This window comes from Mesobacillus boroniphilus JCM 21738, assembly GCF_000517385.1.
GTDB lineage: Bacteria > Bacillota > Bacilli > Bacillales > Cytobacillaceae > Mesobacillus > Mesobacillus boroniphilus.
On sequence record NZ_BAUW01000075.1, the window covers coordinates 1 to 19,105 of the forward strand.

The following is a 19,105-nucleotide window of genomic DNA, read 5'->3' on the forward strand; positions in this document are numbered from 1 at the left end:
CTCCGCCGCAGAAGCGCTTTTTGCTTCTGCCGGCGGAGTTGAAGTTTCGAAGTTTCTAGGAGGCGACACTAGACAAGCGACTCGAAGGGCCAGGTGCTGGAGCTAGACACTAATCTAAATTGAAAAGTTAATACTATCTTATAACGCAACGACTCCCGACGATTGTCGGTTTTTTATGAAAACAGTTGCAAAAATTTGACCTTTACAATAAAAAAAAGTTATGATATCGACACATCTTTATCACAATAATAAAAACATCGCAGTCATTCTATTTAACCTTTTGGCAGGGATGTTTAGAATGAAACTGCAGGGCAATGCTGCAAAGGAGTTTTGACATGCTTTTTGATACACACGTGCACTTAAACGCAGAACAATTCAACGAAGATCTCCAGGAGGTCATTGACCGCGCAATTGCTGAAGGTGTTACGAATATGGTGGTTGTCGGTTTCGATGAAATAACGATTAAAAAGGCGATAGAACTGGCGGAAAGCTATGACTTTCTTTATGCGAGTGTCGGATGGCATCCTGTCGATGCGATTGATATGACCCAGGAGCATCTGGATTGGCTGAAAGAACTGGCAAGCCATCCAAAGGTTGTCGCACTTGGGGAAATGGGTCTTGATTATTACTGGGACAAGTCACCGAAGGAAATCCAGAAAGAGGTCTTCCGCAAACAAATCAGGCTGGCAAAAGAAGTGCAACTTCCTATTATCATACATAATCGTGATGCAACAGCAGACATAGTAGAGGTTTTAAAGGAAGAGAATGCCGGGGAAGTAGGCGGAATCATGCACTGTTTCAGCGGCAGCGTGGAAACTGCACTTGAATGCGTTGAAATGAATTTCTATATTTCGCTTGGCGGCCCTGTTACTTTTAAAAATGCAAAAAAACGAAGGAAGTCGCAGAGGCGCTTCCCTTAGACCGTCTTTTGGTCGAAACAGATTGCCCATACCTGACTCCGCATCCATATCGCGGAAAGAGAAATGAACCAGCCTATGTAAAATTGGTAGCTGAACAAATTGCAGAACTGAAAGGGTTAACTCTTGAGAAAGTGGCAGAAGAAACAGCCAAAAATGCAAAAAAATTATTCGGCATAAAGTGATAAAGAATGTTGTCGATTTTTCAACAAGGTTGTCCAAACTTTTTATGTTTCTAAAAAGTTCTACATGTCTCACTTGCGACATAGGATAACCGTGTCGATAACTCTTGCTTTTCTTTTTATGGAGCATCTTGCATAATAGGGACTACGCTTGGCAAGGGTGTCTGGGTTGACAAGTCGGCAACAATATCTTTATAATCACTCCGAGAAGAGGAGGCGTTTTTCATCGTGATTAATAGTATGAAAAACCTGTTTTCCAAGACTTTGAGTAAGAAGAAACTGGTGATTTTTTCTGCTAGTTTCGTAGTTTTTGCCGCTGTTCTTGGGTTCTTCATGTATGAAGGGACCAAAAAGACAGTTGCATTAACACTTGATGGCGAAGAAAGAGTCATTAAAACACACGCAGATACTATCCAAGATATATTTAATGATCTCAAGATTTCATTGCGCTCAGAGGATTATTTATCGCTGGCGGCAAACACGGAGGTTAAAAACAACCTATCGATTGTGTGGAAGCCGGCAAGACAGGTAGAGCTAATACAAGATCAGGAAAAGAAAACGTATTGGACAGCAGCCGATACTGTAGACGAATTCCTGAAAGAACAGAATATCGCTATAAACGAACACGACAAGTTAAACCAAAACCCAGACGCTAAATTAAAGCAAGATATGAAGATTGCCATTCAAAGAGCTTTCCCGCTCAAGGTTGTAGTAGGCGGAAAAGAGCAAGAGGTATGGTCGACTTCGACTACGGTCGCTGACTTTTTATCACAGCAAGGAATCACACTGAACAAAATGGACCGTGTTGAGCCTGCATTAAAGCAGAACGTCACTAAAGATGCCGTGATTAATGTCATTCGAGTTGAAAAAGTCACCGATGTAGTGGAAGAACCAATTAGCTATGCAGTCGTTACGAAAAATGACAGCAAACTGGATAAAGGAAAGCAGAAAGTCGTAACAGAAGGCCAGGAAGGCTTGCTTTCAAAGGAATATGAAGTAATCCTTGAAAACGGCAAGGAAGTATCAAGAAAACTGGTCAGTGAAAAGAAACTGAAAGAAAAACAGGATAAAGTCGTGGCAATGGGAACGAAGGTCATCGTAGCTCAAGTATCCCGTGGCTCAAGTGAACCGGCAGGGAAGGAATTCTATGTTTCATCCACAGCGTATACTGCTGACTGCAACGGCTGCTCCGGCTACACGGCTACTGGCATCAACCTGAGGGCAAATCCTAACATCAAGGTCATTGCAGTAGATCCAAGAGTCATTCCTTTAGGAACAAAAGTATACGTTGAAGGCTATGGCTATGCAATTGCTGCCGATAAAGGATCAGCTATAAAAGGCAATAAAATCGATGTCTTTTTCGCCTCAAAGTCGGATGCATACCGCTGGGGCCGCAAAACTGTTAAAATCAAAATTCTAAATTAATTCATGGATGCAGGGGAACCTTCCTCTGCATTTTTGTTTTTTCATTTTACGTTTAAGGTATAATAAGAAAAACGTAATCGCTTAAAAAACTTTACACCTATATAGACGATTATATTTCAAAAATGTTTCATTTATTTCAAAGAAAATTTATTTCTTTTTAAATTTGCTTGCGCTTTTTGATTAAAGAAAAGAATTTTAACCATCACACTTCGAGAAATGTCCAGCTCCAGCGCCTAGCCCCTCGAGTCGCTTGTCTAGTGTCGCCTCCTAGAAACTTCGAAACTTCAACTCCGCCGGCAGAAGCAAAAAGCGCTTCTTTGTTGGAGTCTCCAGTTTCTGCGTTTCTGGACAGTCGGCTATACTTTTCGATTTCGGTCCGCCCAATGAAGTCAAAGAACGACTTCACCGGTCGGCCCTCCGTGGCACACGATGTGCTAGACCCGCCAGCCACAGGACGTGGCGTTTTAAGGCGGGCAGCGCTTGTCGGGGCTGATCAAGGCGCTTGCGCTTTCAATTGGAGGAATCATGAAGTTAAAAGAAATTATTGTAGTTGAGGGTAAGGATGATACGACAGCGATCAGGCGTGCTGTTGACGCGGACACGATTGAAACGAATGGGTCGGCGATTAATGCGGATACGATTGAACGGATTCGGAACGCCCATGAAAAGCGGGGAGTCATTGTTTTTACCGACCCTGATTTTCCAGGTGAAAAAATCCGTAAAACTATTTCAGAACATGTTGCAGGGTGCAAGCATGCTTTTATCCCAAAGGAGTTGGCGAAGCCTAAATCCGGAAGGGGCCTTGGTGTGGAACATGCATCTCCCGAGGTGATCCGTGAAGCGCTGAAGGATGCTCAGGTAATGGACGCAGAGGCGGTTGAGGAGATTACCCAGGAAGACTTGATTGTTGCGGGCCTGATCGGCGGCCCAGGGTCCAGGGAGAGGCGTGAAAAGCTTGGCAGAATGCTGCGTATTGGTTATACAAATGGGAAACAATTGCACAAGCGCCTAATGATGTTTCAGGTGAAAAGACAGGATTTTGCAGCTGCACTGGCAGAAATCCTTAAGGAGGAACAAAATGCATAAAGATATTGCGACCCCGGTGAGAACGAAGGAAATACTGGATAAATACGGTTTTTCTTTTAAAAAGAGCCTTGGACAGAACTTCTTAATCGATACAAATATTCTGAACCGCATTGTCGACCATGCGGAGTTAACCGACCATAGCGGTGCGATAGAAATCGGCCCTGGAATCGGGGCGCTGACTGAGCAGTTGGCTAAAAGGGCGGAAAAAGTTGTGGCTTTTGAGATTGACCAGCGCCTGCTGCCGATATTGGAGGATACACTATCCCCTTATCCAAACGTAAAAGTCATTCATAGTGATGTATTGAAAGCAGATGTTCAAGCAGTGATGAAGCAGGAATTTAATGAGCAAGAAGATGTTATGGTCGTTGCCAACCTGCCATATTACGTTACAACACCGATCCTGATGAAACTGCTTGAGGAAAGGCTCCCGATCAGAGGAATCGTCTGTATGCTTCAAAAGGAGGTTGGCGATAGAATCTCTGCCAAGCCCGGAACGAAGGAATATGGTTCACTGTCAATTGCAGTGCAGTATTACACAAAGGCTGAAACAGTGATGATTGTTCCTAAAACGGTGTTTATGCCGCAGCCAAACGTAGATTCAGCCGTCATCAGATTGACATTGCATGATGAGCCGCCAGTGAAGGTGAAAGATGAAGACTTCTTCTTCCGCGTCACCAGATCGAGTTTTGCACAGCGAAGGAAGACAATTTTGAATAACCTGACAAGCCAGCTGCCGGATGGAAAGCAGAAGAAAGAAAGTATACAAGCTGCACTCCAGCAGGCAGGAGTCGAAGAGTCACGCAGGGGAGAAACTTGACGATCGAAGAATTCGCTCAATTGAGCAATGAGCTGTATCCATTTTTCCATTAAAGTCCGGGGATTTCCGGGCTTTTTTTGACGTTTAGGAATATAACCCGTGATTAAGGAATATAAACTACTTTTCAGGAAAAAACTCAACGGTTCAGTAATATATCAAGGATTTCAGGAATATAACAGCTAAACTCAGGAATATCCTTCCTTAATGAACCAATAAAGCAATCCTCCAGAGTCTCGAAAAGCACATGTCTATGGGTATCTGCATATTTTATGTAAGAATACCACTTAGCGCAGCCTGTGTGCGGTGCAATTGGAGTGAGGATTATGAATATTAACCTCATGGATATCGTCGGCAGGGTTTCGCATCAATGCGATATTATGTTCCGGGTTATCGATATCGGAGAGAAACATGGCAAAAAAATTGCGATATTATATGGTGAGGACTTCCGATTGATTGCGGATGCGCCCTATGAAGATTTAATCAAAATAGATCCGAGTATGCGCATGAGGCTGACAAAGGAATTCCGTTCACTTGAAGAACAGTCATATAGCTATTCAGGCAGGATGTAGATTTATTACAGCAAAAACAGGAATATGAAGCCACTGAGGGTTACAGCAAGTCTTATAACTACTTTCAGATGCCTGGGAAGGTGCTCCATATTGATGGAGATCCGAACTACTTGAAAAAGTGCCTGACACTATATGAGAAAGTAGGAGTCCCTGTCTATGGATTCCATTGCAATGAAAAAGAAATGCGGGATAAAGTCGGATCGCTGATTGATTACTACCGGCCCGATATATTGGTCATTACAGGACATGACGCTTATTCAAAGTCCAAGGGATCAATGGACGATCTGAATGCATATCGGCATTCCAAGCATTTTGTCCAGACAGTAAGAGAGGCAAGAAAGAAGGTTCCGCATCTGGACCAGCTGGTCATATTTGCTGGAGCGTGCCAATCTCATTTTGAATCGTTGATCCATGCTGGAGCCAATTTTGCCAGTTCCCCTTCAAGAGTGAATATCCATGCGCTTGATCCTGTCTATATCGTCGCTAAAATCAGCTTTACACCGTTCATGGAGCGCATTAATGTGTGGGATGTACTTCGCAATACCTTGACTGGTGATAAGGGTCTTGGCGGCATCGAAACAAAGGGAGTATTAAGGACAGGAATGCCATATAATAAAAATTCGTCGGACTGAATAAAATACGGTCCGGCGTTTTTTATTTTTTTGGTACATATTTTATCGCATTAAAGGCTACGCTAAAATTGTTGAAATTTAGAAGAAAAAGAAGTCCAAAATATATTGACTTTTAAATTTAAGTACTGTTATAATTTATGTTTTTGTTTGACTAAATAGTGTCAGCGTGTTATAATTTACACAGTGAGGTGGACCGAATGCCAAAAACATTATCGGATATCAAAAAAGCGCTTGATTCAAACTTAGGAAAAAGACTCATGCTAAAGGCCAACGGAGGACGGAGAAAGACGATTGAACGTTCTGGCGTGTTAGCCGAAACTTATCCTTCTGTTTTCGTCATCGAGCTTGACCAGGATGAAAATGCTTTTGAACGTGTTTCGTACAGCTACGCAGATGTTTTAACTGAAACAGTGGAAATTACCTTCTTTGAAGATACAACAGGATCAATAGCTTTGAGCTAATTTTTTGGCTCAATGCAGTACAGGCAGTCAACTCTCGGGTTAGCTGCTTTTTATTTTGCCTTTTTTAAAGAGGGCGCACATGAAAATCCCTTTTTTCAAAATACTAAGGAAACCGCGGTGGTGAAAGGAGATGGTAGTAATGGGCAGAAGAAGAGGGATTATGTCTGAAAGGTTGAAGGAAGAGCTTGCGAAAGAACTTGGCTTCTATGATGTTGTCCAGAATGAAGGATGGGGCGGCATAAAGGCTAAGGACGCAGGTAACATGGTGAAGCGAGCCATCGAGCTGGCCGAACAGCAGCTTGTGAACCAGAACCGCTGACCCCGATAAAAAATTCTTTGTAAACTGCCACACAGCTGTTTTTTGCAGTTGCCAATAAAATTCAGATCCATCGCGGTGCCGGGGCTATTGCTCCGGCTTTTTGCATATTCAAAATTGAGAGAAACCTCCATGTATCCTCCTGCAATTCTAATTCTTTGTGAAATCACTGTATTCACGATTATGCAAGTGATAAAATAAAGGAATGTTTCTTGCAGAGGAGTCTTAACATATTTTACTCAGAGAGTATGTTTTTAAATTGGAGAATTGTCCAGTTCAAGCGACTCGAGGGGCTGACCAAGGTGCTTGCGCTTTTCTTTTCTTTTTGTGGTAAAATAGGACAAAATGTGGAATTCGTTTAAAGTAGGTGGAGGTTGTGAAGGTTTTAGTGAAGGCGCCAGCAAAAATCAATTTGTCACTTGATGTTTTGTATAAACGTCCGGACGGTTACCATGAGGTGGAAATGGTCATGACGACGATTGATTTGGCTGATCGCATTGAACTTAGTTTACTAGAAGAAGACAGGATTGTAATCCATTCCCATAATCGGTTTGTACCTGATGATCAGCGGAATCTTGCTTACCAGGCAGCGCGTCTGTTGAAAGAGAGGTTCCAGATTAAACAGGGTGTTATTATCGGCATTGAGAAGACTATTCCGGTGGCAGCAGGGCTTGCTGGCGGCAGCAGTGATGCAGCGGCAACGTTAAGAGGCTTGAATAAGCTATGGAAGCTTGGTCTGTCATTGGACGAGCTTGCTGTGCTTGGCGCTGAAATTGGTTCGGACGTTTCTTTCTGTGTTTACGGAGGAACTGCGCTTGCAACAGGCAGAGGGGAAATTATCGAACAACTGCCGGCACCGCCGACGTGCTGGATTGTTTTGGCGAAGCCATTTATCGGTGTATCGACCGCAGAAGTGTATCGTCGTCTAAATGTAGAGAAGGTTCAGCATCCGCCTACAAAGCAAATGATATCCGCGATTGAAAATGGAGATTTTCATGGGGTCTGCAACAGTGTCGGAAATGTTTTGGAAGATGTGACGCTTTCGCTTTATCCTGAGGTAGCGCAGATCAAGGACCAAATGAAGAGGTTTGGTGCTGACGCCGTTTTGATGAGCGGAAGCGGACCGACAGTATTCAGCCTTGTCGCCCATGATTCGCGGATGCATCGTATTTATAACGGCCTACGAGGGTTCTGTGACCAAGTATTTGCTGTGAGAATGCTTGGAGAGCGCCACAATCTTGATTAAATCCGTATAATAGTGGTATATTAACCTTAAATATTCGGATTTTGGAGGTTCTTGAATGAAATTTCGACGCAGCGAGCGTTTGATCGATATGACTACCTATTTACTGGAACATCCGCGCCAATTGGTACCGTTAACCTATTTTGCCGATAAGTATGGTTCAGCAAAGTCTCGATCAGTGAAGATCTCGGAATCATCAAAGAAACATTTGAACAGCGGGGAATCGGTGTCCTTCAGACTGTGCCTGGCGCTGCCGGGGGAGTCAAGTTCCATGTCCAGGTCAGTGAAGAAAAGGCCAGGAAGGTAATCGATGAACTGTGTACCGTAATGGCAAGTCCTGATCGATTGCTGCCAGGCGGTTACCTTTATATGAATGATATCCTTGGAAATCCAGCGATTGTGCAGGAAGTCGGAAGGCTGCTTGCATCTGCCTTTGCAGATAAGGATATCGAAGTTGTCATGACCGTGGCTACGAAGGGGATTCCAATCGCTTACGCAGTCGCAAGCTACTTGAATGTTCCTGTCGTGATTGTCAGAAGGGATAGCAAAGTGACGGAAGGGTCGACGGTCAGTATCAACTATGTTTCAGGTTCTTCAAAAAGAATCCAGACGATGGTGCTATCAAAGCGCAGCCTTGCAGAAGGTTCGAAGGTTCTGATTGTCGATGACTTCATGAAAGCAGGCGGTACGGTCAATGGCATGATCAACTTGCTTGAAGAGTTTAATGCAGAGTTAGCGGGGATCGCGGTACTGGTTGAATCGGAGAATATCGAAGAAAGACTTGTCGATGAGTATCTTTCACTCGTCCGGCTGTCAGATGTAGACGTAAAAGAACGAAATATTACCGTGAGTGAAGGAAATTATTTCGCTCGCAGAGAATAGTTGTTCATATAACAAATAGACGAGGTGACAATATGAATATTGTACAAACTTCAAACGCGCCTGCCGCTATCGGTCCATATTCGCAAGGTGTAGTTGTGAACAATCTTTTCTACAGCTCTGGCCAGATTCCTTTGACTCCAGAGGGGATAATGGTCGAAGGAGATATACAGGTCCAGACGCATCAGGTATTCAAAAACTTGCAAGCTGTTCTAGAGGCAGCAGGTGCATCGCTTGAAACAGTCGTAAAAGCAACTGTCTTCATCAAAAATATGGATGAATTCGCTCAATTGAATGAAGTATATGCAGAGTATTTCAACACACATACACCAGCACGCTCCACTGTAGAAGTGGCAAGACTGCCAAAGGATGCCTTGGTAGAAATCGAAGTAGTAGCGCTCGTTAAATAAACGAGCGTTTTTTTTATCTTATAAGAAAGAAAGTATAAAACTTTTTACTTAGATTAGTGTCTAGCTCCAGCGCCTAGCCCCTCGAGACGTTTCGGTCCGCCCGATGAAGTCAAAGAGTGACTTCACCGGTCGGCGCTTGCGCTTTTCTTATATTGTTGAAAAAGTGAGATCTAACATTAGGAAGAGACTGTATAAATCACAAGAAAGGGCAACATGTGCCAGACAAGGGAGAAAAAGGGTTTGACGGTCACAAGAATGGCAAATATATATACTTCAATGGGAAAAATAGTCAGACAGTAGAAAACTCAAGAAAGAATTGCCTCATTAGGGTAACTGCACTTAAGGCTTACACACTCTACTGGATTCCAGAAAGCATCTATTTGCCTTTATGAACATTTATAACACAAAACTAATTCTGGATAAATAGATAAGAAAGAGATTAAGTTGATGAAAGTGTTTTTAGAGTTTTTTTGCATCGTCAATAGCCGAAAAAGCCTATTTTATGAAGATGGAACAGCTTGTAAAGGCTTTCTTTATGAAAAAGTTCACAAATTCGACCAAGTTTTTCAAAAAAATTTTCTTGTAAAAGAAGGAGATTTGATTTCAACGTGGAATTATTTAACTAGAATTTTATCTATTTGTAAAGGTGGTGAACAGAATGGAAGTAACTGACGTAAGATTACGCCGCGTTAATACAGATGGACGGATGAGAGCGATCGCTTCCATCACGCTTGACAACGAGTTTGTTGTCCATGATATCAGGGTGATTGATGGAAACAACGGCCTATTTGTTGCAATGCCAAGTAAACGCACTCCTGATGGCGAGTTCCGTGATATCGCGCATCCGATTAATTCGGGTACACGCGGAAAGATCCAGGATGCTGTTTTGGCAGAGTACCACCGTTTAGGTGAGTTAGAAGTTGAATTCGAAGAAGCCGGCGCTTCCTAGAATATATAATTGCATAACAACAAGAGCCTGCTGTATTAGTAAGGCTCTTTTTTATTTCCCGTTTGTCCCCAAACCAAACCAGTTTTTATATTTTTTTCTTTTTTTATAGGAATACTCTACCCCTAAACTGACAAATAATTGTACTTGTTCTTCTATTCTTGAAATGGCTGGCTATTTAAGATATATTCGTAATGGATAAAAAGGTAAATTGGAGGCCTGCTAATGTCTAATCGTTATGCCATCATTTTAGCAGCCGGCCAGGGAACAAGAATGAAGTCCAAATTGTATAAGGTACTTCACCCTGTATGCGGCAAGCCAATGGTACAGCATGTAATTGACCAGGTGAAAAGTCTTGATATAAACGAAATCGTGACCATTGTCGGTCATGGAGCGGAAAAAGTGAAAGATCAGCTCGGTGAAGATAGCCAGTATGCCCTTCAGGCAGAACAGCTAGGAACTGCTCATGCTGTGCAGCAGGCAGGTGACTTGCTTGCAGATAAAGAGGGAGTCACAATCGTTGTCTGTGGTGATACTCCGCTGATCAAGGATGAAACAATGGAAGCTCTTTTCAAGCACCATGAAGAGACAAACGCCAAAGCAACTATCCTGACTGCGAGAGCTGAGGACCCAACTGGCTATGGCAGGATTGTCAGGAACGGAGAAGGTTTTGTTGAAAAAATTGTTGAGCATAAGGATGCGAGCGAGCAGGAAAGAAGCATCAATGAAATAAACACTGGTACATATTGCTTCGACAATCAAATGTTATTCGATGCGATCCAAAATGTATCAAATGATAATGTCCAGGGAGAATATTATCTTCCGGATGTCATCGAGATCCTGAAAAACCAGGGTGAAATCGTATCTGCCTATGTGACAGATAACTTCGCGGAGACGCTTGGCGTCAATGATCGCGTCGCTCTTGCCCAAGCTGAACGCACGATGAAAAAGCGGATCAACGAGTATCATATGCGCAATGGCGTATCGATCATCGATCCTGATAACACGTATATTGAACCGGATGTGATGGTTGGACAGGATACAGTTATTTTCCCGGGTACGAAGCTTTCTGGCAGCACCTTCATCGGCTCTGAATGCCAGATTGGACCTAATACTGAAATCAGCAACTGCGAAATTGGAAACAATACAGTTATTCGCCAATCAGCTGCCTTCGACAGCATAATTGGCTCCGAAGTAAATATCGGGCCTTTCGCGCATATCAGGCCGGAATCTAATATCAATGACGAAGTGAAAATCGGCAATTTTGTCGAAATTAAAAAAGCGGTATTTGGCAAAGGAAGCAAAGCTTCCCACCTTAGCTATATCGGTGATGCAGAAGTCGGTGCCGATGTGAATATCGGCTGCGGATCCATCACAGTGAATTATGATGGCAAAAATAAGTTTTTGACCAAGATTGAAGATGGCGTATTCATTGGCTGTAATTCCAATCTTGTTGCACCAGTGACGGTTGGTAAAGGCGCATATGTAGCAGCCGGCTCCACGATCACTGAAGATGTTCCAGGTGAAGCACTGGCGCTTGCTCGCGCTCGTCAAGTCAACAAAGAAGATTATGTAGGGAAAATGAACGTAAAGAAATAAGAGTCTTGGAGGTCCATAATGTCAAACCAGTATCTTGATCCAAATTTGAAGGTTTTTTCACTTAACTCAAATGTTGAACTTGCCCAGGAAATCGCGAAGGTAATCGGAGTAGAGCTAGGAAAATGCTCTGTTTCCCAGTTCAGCGACGGAGAAATCCAGATTAACATTGAAGAAAGCATCCGTGGCTGCGATGTGTATGTCATCCAGTCAACTAGCTCTCCAGTAAATGAGAACATCATGGAATTGTTGATCATGATTGATGCATTAAAGCGGGCATCAGCTAAAACAATCAATATTGTTATGCCTTATTACGGCTATGCAAGACAGGATCGTAAAGCACGCGCGCGTGAGCCAATCACGGCTAAGCTTGTGGCGAACCTGCTCGAGACAGCGGGCGCAACTCGCGTGATCACGCTTGACCTTCACGCTCCGCAAATCCAAGGATTCTTTGATATTCCAATCGACCACTTGATGGGAGTGCCAATCCTTGCTGACTACATCAAGAACAAGGAATTGAAGGGAGACGTCGTCATTGTATCTCCTGATCATGGCGGAGTTACACGTGCAAGAAAGATGGCCGAAAGATTGAAAGCACCGATTGCGATCATCGATAAGCGCCGTCCAAAGCCGAATGTTGCTGAAGTTATGAACATCGTTGGTAATATTGAAGGCAAGGTTGCCATTTTGATTGATGATATTATCGACACTGCAGGAACAATTACATTGGCTGCAAATGCGTTAGTTGAAAATGGAGCACTTGAAGTATACGCATGCTGTACACACCCTGTATTGTCAGGTCCAGCAATTGAGCGTATCGAAAACTCCAAGATTAAAGAACTGGTTGTGACAAATTCAATCGCACTTGCGGAAGAAAAACGCGTTGACAGGATCCATCAACTGTCTGTTGCTCCATTGATTGGGGAAGCGATTATCCGCGTCCACGAAGAGCAATCAGTCAGCACATTATTTGATTGATTTTTTATAAGGAATTACAGGCTTGCCAATTGGCAAGCCTACTCTTGTTTTTCTTTGCTTTTACATACGGTCTGAGGTGACCAAGCGCTTGCGCTTTTCTTACGCCTTACCGAAGAAGAGGCTGAAGCTGTCAAGAAAAGCTCGTAATTGAGACAGCTTTTGAGAAAAAGAGGCCAAAGCTGTCAAAAACCTGTAGCAATTTCCCATGGAGAGCGAAAGTGCCTGGAATGAAACTCAACAGTCATATTTAATAGAGCCTCTAAAAAAAGTAGAACGTTTAGACCTTCCTATTTTGGGGCATTTTTATATAGACAAGTACTTACGAAAAAGGAAGGGGACAAAACCATGAGTGCAGTATTGAAAGCAAAAGAGCGCACAGGTACTCAACGTTCTATTTTGAGGAAATTACGCCAGGAGGGCAATATTCCAGCAGTTGTCTATGGAAGGTCAACTGATAGTAAGTCGATTTATGTAGACAGCATCGAGTTTGTGAAGACCATTCGCGAAAATGGGCGAAATGGCGTCATTTCACTTGATTTGGGCGGCAGCCAGCATAGCGTCATGCTGACTGATTACCAGGAAGACCACATCAAGAATGAGATTCTCCATGCAGATTTCCTTGTTGTCGATAAAAGCTCCAAGGTACATGCAAGCGTCCGAGTAAACCTCGTGGGCGATGCTGCGGGTGTCAAGGACGGCGGCGTACTTCAGCAGCCGATACACGAAGTGAACATTACCTCGACTCCAGGCAATATCCCTGAGTCAATTGATGTGGATGTCACAAACCTGCAAGTTAATGAAAACCTGACACTTGCTGATATCAAAACAGGAAATTACGAAATTAATGATGACGAAAACACGGTAATCGTTTCAATCCTTCCTCCTAAAGTGGAAGAAGAGATCAATTCTGGAGAAGAACAAGAACCAGGAGAGCCAGAAAATGAAGAAGGAAGAGAAATTAAAGCGAGCGAAGAATAAAGCTGCAGTAGACGTAGCCTGAAAGGGGTTACGTCTTTTGCGGTTTTCATGTACATTATAAATAGAAAGTATTTCTGGTTTTCCCCTGAATCAAGGGGAATAATCCAACTAAAAGAAATGATATGTGTTTGGTTAGGGGTGTGGAATGTGAAGTTATTTGTTGGACTTGGGAATCCAGGAAGGCAATATGATAAAACAAGGCACAATATTGGCTTTGAAGTCATTGATGAGTTATCAAAACGATGGAATATTCCATTGGATCAGGCAAAGCTTAAAGGCTTATATGGAAAAGGATTTGTCGGTGGTGAAAAGGTTATCCTGCTTAAGCCTTTAACCTATATGAACCTTTCTGGGGAGTCAATCAGGGCCATTATGGATTTTTATGATATGGATGTGGAGAATCTAGTCGTGATCTATGATGATCTCGATATGCCGACGGGAAGAATCAGATTGCGCCAAAAAGGCAGCGCTGGCGGCCATAATGGAATTAAGTCGACGATTGCCCATACTGGAACACAGGAATTCAAGCGAATCAAGGTAGGCATCAGCCGCCCTGCAAACGGAATGGCGATCACGGATTGGGTACTAGGCCGTTTTACCGGGGAAGAAAACGAACAGATGGCTGAAGCGGTAAAGAAATCTGCCGATGCATGTGAGGAATGGATTAAAAAGCCTTTCTTAGAAGTTATGAATACATTTAATCAATAGAAGAATTTATGGAAGATGGCGAAATAAACATGCCAATCTTATGATCAAGTAATATAATGTAAAAATAGAATCATACAATAGGCTAAGTGCATAAGTTCCTGCCAAAGAGTCAATAATGAATAATGACTTAATTTGAGGGGGACGGGCATGGCTATACATTATCATTGCCGTCATTGCGGCACGAAAATTGGCTCACTGGACAGTTTGTCTGTCCACAGTGAAAGTTTAGGCTGCATAAGCTGAACGAGGAAGAGCGCCAGGAGATGGTTTCTTACGCAGGAAATGGTGACATCCATATAAAATCGATCTGTGAAGACTGTCAGGAAGCCCTGGAACGCAACCCAGACTTCCACCAGCATGACTACCTGATTCACTGACAAGCTTTGGATTCCTCATCCAAAGCATTTTTCTGTTTGTACATTGGCCATCATTTTTAAAAGGAAAGATTAGCATTTTTTATAGAGAGGGAGAGGTTTGGATGCAGGGGCTGAAAGCTCTAATTAGTCATCAGGATGATGTCCAATCTGTTATTTCCGGAATGGATGCGGGGCTTAGGGAACAGCTCGTCGCAGGGCTGTCTGGTTCGGCGAGGACTGTCTTTTTAGCCGCAATCTATGAACAGACAAAGCGCCCCGTCCTGATCGTCACACATAATTTATTGCAAGCACAAAAACTATATGATGATCTTGGTAATTTAATAGGGGAAAATGATGTTTATCTTTACCCGGCAAATGAATTGATTGCCGCTGAAATAAGTATTTCAAGCCCTGAGCTGAAGGCACAGAGAATAGAAGCCCTGAATCATTGGAGCAAAAAGAAGACAGGAATTGTGATAGTCCCAATGGCTGGCCTGAGGAAGATGCTGCCGCCAAAGGATTTATGGTCGAAATTCCAGCTGACATTCAAGCTTGGTGAAGAGATCGATCTCGAATCGGTACTTAACCTGTTAGTCAGCATGGGCTATGTTAGGGCGGGAATGGTTTCGGCTCCAGGTGAATTCAGCCTCCGCGGCGGGATTATTGATATTTATCCACTGACATCGGCAGATCCAATCAGGATTGAGCTGTTTGATGCTGAGGTTGACTCAATTAGGACATTTTCGCTTGAGGACCAGCGCTCGAAGGAAAAAATGAAGAGGGTGGCAATTGGACCGGCGACAGAAAACCCAATCGAGAGTGAACAGCTCGACCGTCTGATCACGGAGCTGGAAAAAGGGCTCTCAGGCAGCTTGAAGAAGCTTAAGGATGATAAAGCGAAGACGCTGATGTCACAAAATATTGGCTATGAATTGGAACAGCTTCGCAATGGTCAAAAACCTGATCAAGTATTCAAGTACTTATCCATAGCGTACGAAAAGCCTCAAAGTTTAATAGATTACTTGCCGTCTAATGGTTTCCTGTTCATCGATGAAATAAGCAGGGTTCAGGAGATGAATGAGTCTCTTAGCAAGGAAGAAGCGGAATGGTATACGAGTCTCCTCGGTGAAGGGCAGATCATCCAGGACCTGAAGATTTCGCACCAGCTGCCTGACTTGATGAGTAAAGCCGGAAAGCCAATTGTGTATCTATCTTTATTCTTAAGGCATGTTCCAAACACGAGTCCGCAAAACATCATCAATATTTCCTGCAAGCAAATGCAGAATTTCCATGGACAGATGCATGTGCTTAAGGGTGAGGTCGACCGCTGGCGCAAAGGAAACTATGCGGTTATTTTCCTTGGTCCGGACGCCGAAAGAGTCAAAAAGCTAGAGCGTGTTCTTGAAGACTATGAAATTGATGCAGTAAAAATGGGCAGCAAGCAGGAGTTGCTGCCGGGAAAAGTACAGATTATCCAGGGCAGCCTGAATACGGGCTTTGAATTCCCAATCCAGAAAATAGCTGTGATTACGGAAGAGGAACTCTTCAATAAAAAAACAAAGAAGCCTGCTAGAAGACAAAAGCTGTCGAATGCAGAGCGGATCAAGAGTTATTCAGAGCTTAAGATTGGCGATTATGTCGTCCATATAAACCACGGGATCGGGAAATACCTGGGCATCGAAACGCTTGTGATCAATGGAGTCCATAAGGATTATCTCCATATCCGCTACCAGGGAACGGATAAGCTGTACGTCCCGGTCGAGCAGATTGACCTTGTCCAGAAATACGTTGGCTCAGAAGGTAAAGAACCTAAGGTCTACAAGCTCGGCGGCAGTGATTGGAAACGGGTCAAGAGCAAGGTTCAGTCCTCTGTCCAGGATATCGCGGACGATTTGATCAAGCTTTACGCAGAGCGTGAGGCTAGCGTTGGGCATGCTTTCTCTCCTGATGGCGAGATGCAGCGCGATTTTGAATCTACGTTCCCATATCAGGAAACAGAAGACCAGGTTCGTTCAATTCATGAAATCAAGCTTGATATGGAACGTGAACGTCCGATGGACCGCCTGCTTTGCGGAGATGTCGGCTATGGCAAAACTGAGGTGGCAATCAGGGCTGCCTTCAAGGCGATTGCTGATGGTAAACAGGTGGCCTTCCTTGTGCCAACGACCATCTTAGCGCAACAGCACTATGAGACCCTCAGGGAAAGGTTCCAGGACTTCCCGATTAACATTGGTTTGTTGAGCAGGTTCCGTACCCGCAAGCAGCAAACGGAGACGATCAAGGGACTGAAGGCCGGAAGTGTTGATATTGTTGTTGGAACCCACAGGCTCTTATCAAAAGAAATCACTTACAGCGACCTTGGCCTGCTGATCATCGATGAAGAACAACGCTTTGGAGTAACACACAAGGAAAAAATCAAGCAGCTAAAGACGAATGTAGATGTCTTGACTTTGACGGCGACGCCCATTCCAAGGACGCTGCACATGTCGATGCTCGGTGTCAGGGATTTATCAGTCATTGAAACGCCGCCTGAAAACCGGTTCCCTGTCCAGACATATGTCATGGAATACAATGGGGGACTTGTCCGTGAGTCGATTGAACGAGAGCTTGCCAGGGACGGACAAGTATACTTCCTTTATAACCGAGTTGAGGATATCGAAAGGAAGGCTGAAGAGATTTCCATGCTTGTGCCAGATGCACGTGTTACTTTTGCACACGGCCGCATGACTGAAAATGAATTGGAATCTGTCATGCTTGGTTTCCTTGAAGGAGAATATGATGTCCTGGTCAGCACGACAATCATTGAGACAGGTGTGGATATTCCAAATGTAAATACACTGATTGTTTATGATGCAGATAAAATGGGTCTTTCCCAGCTTTATCAGCTAAGAGGACGGGTAGGACGCTCGAACAGGGTAGCCTACGCCTATTTCACTTACCGGAAAGACAAGATTCTCACTGAGGTGGCGGAAAAACGCCTTCAGACCATCAAGGAATTCACCGAGCTTGGCTCTGGTTTTAAGATCGCGATGCGTGACCTCTCAATACGTGGTGCCGGTAATCTGCTCGGTGCCCAGCAGCATGGCTTTATTGACTCAGTCGGTTTTGATCTTTATTCACAGATGCTCAAGGAAGCAATTGAGGAACGGAAGCCTGAGAAGGATCAAGTCCGCAAGCCTTCGATTGAAATTGATCTTGAACTTGATGCATATATACCTGATAGCTACATCTCTGAGGGGCACCAGAAAATCGAGATGTATAAGCGTTTCCGTGGTATAGAGACATTGAAGGATATCGATGAATTGAAAGAGGAAATTACCGACAGGTTCGGTGAATATCCTGCAGAGGTGGAAACCCTATTTAAGGTAGCGGAACTTAAGGTCTATGCAATCACCGCAGGTGTGGAAACAATCAAACAGGTAAAGCAGGATGTAACGATTCTTTTAACAGAGGATGGAAGCAGCAGAATTGATGGTCAGAAGGTGTTCAAGCTAAGCAGCCAATACAGGAATGCAGTCGGGCTTGGAATGGATGGCAAAAAACTGAAAATGGTCGTTCACATGGGAGGCATGAAAAACGACCGCTGGTTCGACATAACTTTCGAGATGATTAAGGGACTTCATGACTCCCAAAAAGAACAAGAAAATACAGTTTCGTAACCATATGGAAATAATTTGTAATCTAAATGTAAAATGATACAGTGTTTCAAAAAAGTTAGACAAGGGTACTTTTTGTGTGTACGCAATTATTAGCTGGAAGGTTTATCCGTTTTTGGCACCTTTATCACTTCAAAGAAAATAATAATGAGAAGTGTATAGAACTTTCCATATGAAAGATACTAAGTTCAAATCTTGGTAAGGTTGATTAATAAAGGCATTATCTTTATCGAAGGCTCATTTCGTAAAACTTAGGCAAAAGGATTATTTCTGAAAAGCAAGAATCAATACAAAAACAACCTTACCTACAAAAATAATCATCAGATGAAAGTGAGGCAACGTTGGATGAAAGCAACTGGTATTGTTCGTCGAATCGATGATTTAGGTCGTGTCGTAATTCCTAAAGAAATTAGAAGAACACTTCGTATCCGTGAAGGAGATCCACTCGAAATCTTTGTGGACCGTGATGGTGAAGTCATTTTAAAGAAGTATTCACCAATCAGTGAACTGAGCGATTTTGCGAAGGAGTATGCAGAAGCGCTGTATGATAGCTTAGGCAACCCGGTATTGATTTGCGATAGAGATACTTATATCGCATTGGCTGGAGGTTCCAAGAAGGACTACTTGAATAAAACATCAGTGAACTTGTTGAAAAGACGATGGAAGACCGCACTTCGTCCCTTGTGAACCAGCAGACTAACATTTCGCTTGTTGAGGGGAATGAAGAGCCTGCATCTGCCTATACAATAGGGCCGATTATCGCAAACGGAGATCCAATCGGGGCAGTCATTATCTTCTCTAAAGAAGGCTCATTGGGAGATGTGGAACAAAAAGCTGTTGAAACAGCTGCAGGCTTCCTGGCAAGACAGATGGAGCAATAATCAAGATTCGTGATTTTACTGTATTATAATCTTACCTGAAAGGGCAGCTGACAAGGCTGCCTCTTTTCA

Annotated in this window: 14 protein-coding genes and 6 pseudogenes; 19 read left to right on the plus strand and 1 reads right to left on the minus strand. The window is 43.4% G+C overall.

Annotation, left to right across the window (positions count from 1 at the left end; translation table 11 throughout):
* The first annotated feature begins 335 nt into the window (after positions 1-335).
* Both JCM21738_RS16705 and JCM21738_RS16710 read left to right on the plus strand, forming a co-directional pair.
* A pseudogene (locus JCM21738_RS16705) lies at positions 336-1,102 on the plus strand (TatD family hydrolase).
* A 237-nt stretch (positions 1,103-1,339) separates the two neighbouring features.
* Positions 1,340-2,524, plus strand: a complete 1,185-nt coding sequence (locus JCM21738_RS16710; protein WP_023613327.1) for a resuscitation-promoting factor — start codon at positions 1,340-1,342, stop codon at positions 2,522-2,524.
* A 202-nt stretch (positions 2,525-2,726) separates the two neighbouring features.
* Here the strand turns inward: JCM21738_RS16710 and JCM21738_RS16715 are convergent, their stop codons facing one another.
* On the minus strand, positions 2,727-2,930 hold the full coding sequence (locus tag JCM21738_RS16715) for a hypothetical protein (RefSeq protein ID WP_023613326.1): 204 nt from the start codon (positions 2,928-2,930) through the stop codon (positions 2,727-2,729).
* A 119-nt stretch (positions 2,931-3,049) separates the two neighbouring features.
* On the opposite strand from JCM21738_RS16715, the gene rnmV reads away from it, so the two are divergent.
* The 17 genes and pseudogenes from rnmV to spoVT all read left to right on the plus strand — a co-directional run bounded on the left by rnmV (position 3,050) and on the right by spoVT (position 19,036).
* The gene (gene rnmV, locus JCM21738_RS16720; RefSeq protein ID WP_031307623.1) at positions 3,050-3,610 is read left to right on the plus strand and encodes a ribonuclease M5; all 561 of its coding nucleotides are present in this window, start codon (positions 3,050-3,052) and stop codon (positions 3,608-3,610) included.
* Positions 3,603-4,480 (plus strand): annotated as a pseudogene (gene rsmA, locus JCM21738_RS16725) (16S rRNA (adenine(1518)-N(6)/adenine(1519)-N(6))-dimethyltransferase RsmA). Before rnmV ends, rsmA begins: the two are co-directional and overlap by 8 nt.
* 270 nt (positions 4,481-4,750) lie before the next feature.
* Positions 4,751-5,628: pseudogene (gene yabG / locus JCM21738_RS16730) on the plus strand (sporulation peptidase YabG).
* A gap of 197 nt (positions 5,629-5,825) precedes the next feature.
* Positions 5,826-6,089 carry a biofilm formation stimulator Veg gene (gene veg, locus JCM21738_RS16735; RefSeq protein WP_023613322.1) on the plus strand — a complete coding sequence of 88 codons (264 nt, stop codon included), beginning with the start codon at positions 5,826-5,828 and terminating at the stop codon, positions 6,087-6,089.
* 139 nt (positions 6,090-6,228) lie between these two features.
* Positions 6,229-6,408, plus strand: a complete 180-nt coding sequence (locus JCM21738_RS16740) for a small, acid-soluble spore protein, alpha/beta type (RefSeq protein ID WP_023613321.1) — start codon at positions 6,229-6,231, stop codon at positions 6,406-6,408.
* A 373-nt stretch (positions 6,409-6,781) separates the two neighbouring features.
* Positions 6,782-7,651, plus strand: coding sequence for a 4-(cytidine 5'-diphospho)-2-C-methyl-D-erythritol kinase (ispE, locus tag JCM21738_RS16745; protein ID WP_023613320.1), 870 nt, complete (start codon positions 6,782-6,784; stop codon positions 7,649-7,651).
* Positions 7,652-7,706: 55 nt separating this feature from the next.
* A pseudogene (purR, locus tag JCM21738_RS16750) lies at positions 7,707-8,530 on the plus strand (pur operon repressor).
* 32 nt (positions 8,531-8,562) lie between these two features.
* The gene (locus JCM21738_RS16755; protein WP_023613318.1) at positions 8,563-8,937 is read left to right on the plus strand and encodes a RidA family protein; all 375 of its coding nucleotides are present in this window, start codon (positions 8,563-8,565) and stop codon (positions 8,935-8,937) included.
* Positions 8,938-9,384: 447 nt separating this feature from the next.
* On the plus strand, positions 9,385-9,609 hold the full coding sequence (locus tag JCM21738_RS16760; protein ID WP_023613317.1) for a hypothetical protein: 225 nt from the start codon (positions 9,385-9,387) through the stop codon (positions 9,607-9,609).
* Positions 9,596-9,886 (plus strand): septation regulator SpoVG, encoded by a 291-nt coding sequence (gene spoVG, locus JCM21738_RS16765; RefSeq protein ID WP_023613316.1) that lies wholly within the window; start codon positions 9,596-9,598, stop codon positions 9,884-9,886. Before JCM21738_RS16760 ends, spoVG begins: the two co-directional genes overlap by 14 nt.
* A 222-nt stretch (positions 9,887-10,108) precedes the next feature.
* A complete protein-coding gene (gene glmU, locus JCM21738_RS16770) occupies positions 10,109-11,482 on the plus strand; it encodes a bifunctional UDP-N-acetylglucosamine diphosphorylase/glucosamine-1-phosphate N-acetyltransferase GlmU (protein WP_023613315.1) in 1,374 nt (457 codons plus the stop codon).
* 18 nt (positions 11,483-11,500) lie between these two features.
* Positions 11,501-12,457 (plus strand): ribose-phosphate diphosphokinase, encoded by a 957-nt coding sequence (locus tag JCM21738_RS16775; RefSeq protein ID WP_023613314.1) that lies wholly within the window; start codon positions 11,501-11,503, stop codon positions 12,455-12,457.
* A 345-nt stretch (positions 12,458-12,802) separates the two neighbouring features.
* Entirely contained in the window at positions 12,803-13,435 is a 633-nt protein-coding gene (locus JCM21738_RS16780) for a 50S ribosomal protein L25/general stress protein Ctc (RefSeq protein WP_031307622.1), read from the plus strand.
* 147 nt (positions 13,436-13,582) lie between these two features.
* Entirely contained in the window at positions 13,583-14,143 is a 561-nt protein-coding gene (gene pth, locus JCM21738_RS16785; protein WP_023613312.1) for an aminoacyl-tRNA hydrolase, read from the plus strand.
* A gap of 147 nt (positions 14,144-14,290) precedes the next feature.
* Positions 14,291-14,520: pseudogene (gene fin / locus JCM21738_RS23500) on the plus strand (anti-sigma-F factor Fin).
* A gap of 101 nt (positions 14,521-14,621) precedes the next feature.
* Entirely contained in the window at positions 14,622-18,158 is a 3,537-nt protein-coding gene (gene mfd, locus JCM21738_RS16795; protein WP_023613310.1) for a transcription-repair coupling factor, read from the plus strand.
* A gap of 342 nt (positions 18,159-18,500) precedes the next feature.
* Positions 18,501-19,036: pseudogene (gene spoVT, locus JCM21738_RS16800) on the plus strand (stage V sporulation protein T).
* Positions 19,037-19,105: the final 69 nt, after the last annotated feature.

What these genes read in the sequence shown, in the direction of transcription:
- JCM21738_RS16710 (WP_023613327.1), top strand. Translation starts at nt 1,340, where the DNA reads ATGAAAAACCTGTTTTCCAAGACTTTGAGTAAGAAGAAACTGGTGATT.
- rnmV (WP_031307623.1), top strand. Translation starts at nt 3,050, where the DNA reads ATGAAGTTAAAAGAAATTATTGTAGTTGAGGGTAAGGATGATACGACA.
- veg (WP_023613322.1), top strand. Translation starts at nt 5,826, where the DNA reads ATGCCAAAAACATTATCGGATATCAAAAAAGCGCTTGATTCAAACTTA.
- JCM21738_RS16740 (WP_023613321.1), top strand. Translation starts at nt 6,229, where the DNA reads ATGGGCAGAAGAAGAGGGATTATGTCTGAAAGGTTGAAGGAAGAGCTT.
- JCM21738_RS16755 (WP_023613318.1), top strand. Translation starts at nt 8,563, where the DNA reads ATGAATATTGTACAAACTTCAAACGCGCCTGCCGCTATCGGTCCATAT.
- JCM21738_RS16760 (WP_023613317.1), top strand. Translation starts at nt 9,385, where the DNA reads ATGAAAGTGTTTTTAGAGTTTTTTTGCATCGTCAATAGCCGAAAAAGC.
- spoVG (WP_023613316.1), top strand. Translation starts at nt 9,596, where the DNA reads ATGGAAGTAACTGACGTAAGATTACGCCGCGTTAATACAGATGGACGG.
- glmU (WP_023613315.1), top strand. Translation starts at nt 10,109, where the DNA reads ATGTCTAATCGTTATGCCATCATTTTAGCAGCCGGCCAGGGAACAAGA.
- JCM21738_RS16775 (WP_023613314.1), top strand. Translation starts at nt 11,501, where the DNA reads ATGTCAAACCAGTATCTTGATCCAAATTTGAAGGTTTTTTCACTTAAC.
- JCM21738_RS16780 (WP_031307622.1), top strand. Translation starts at nt 12,803, where the DNA reads ATGAGTGCAGTATTGAAAGCAAAAGAGCGCACAGGTACTCAACGTTCT.
- mfd (WP_023613310.1), top strand. Translation starts at nt 14,622, where the DNA reads ATGCAGGGGCTGAAAGCTCTAATTAGTCATCAGGATGATGTCCAATCT.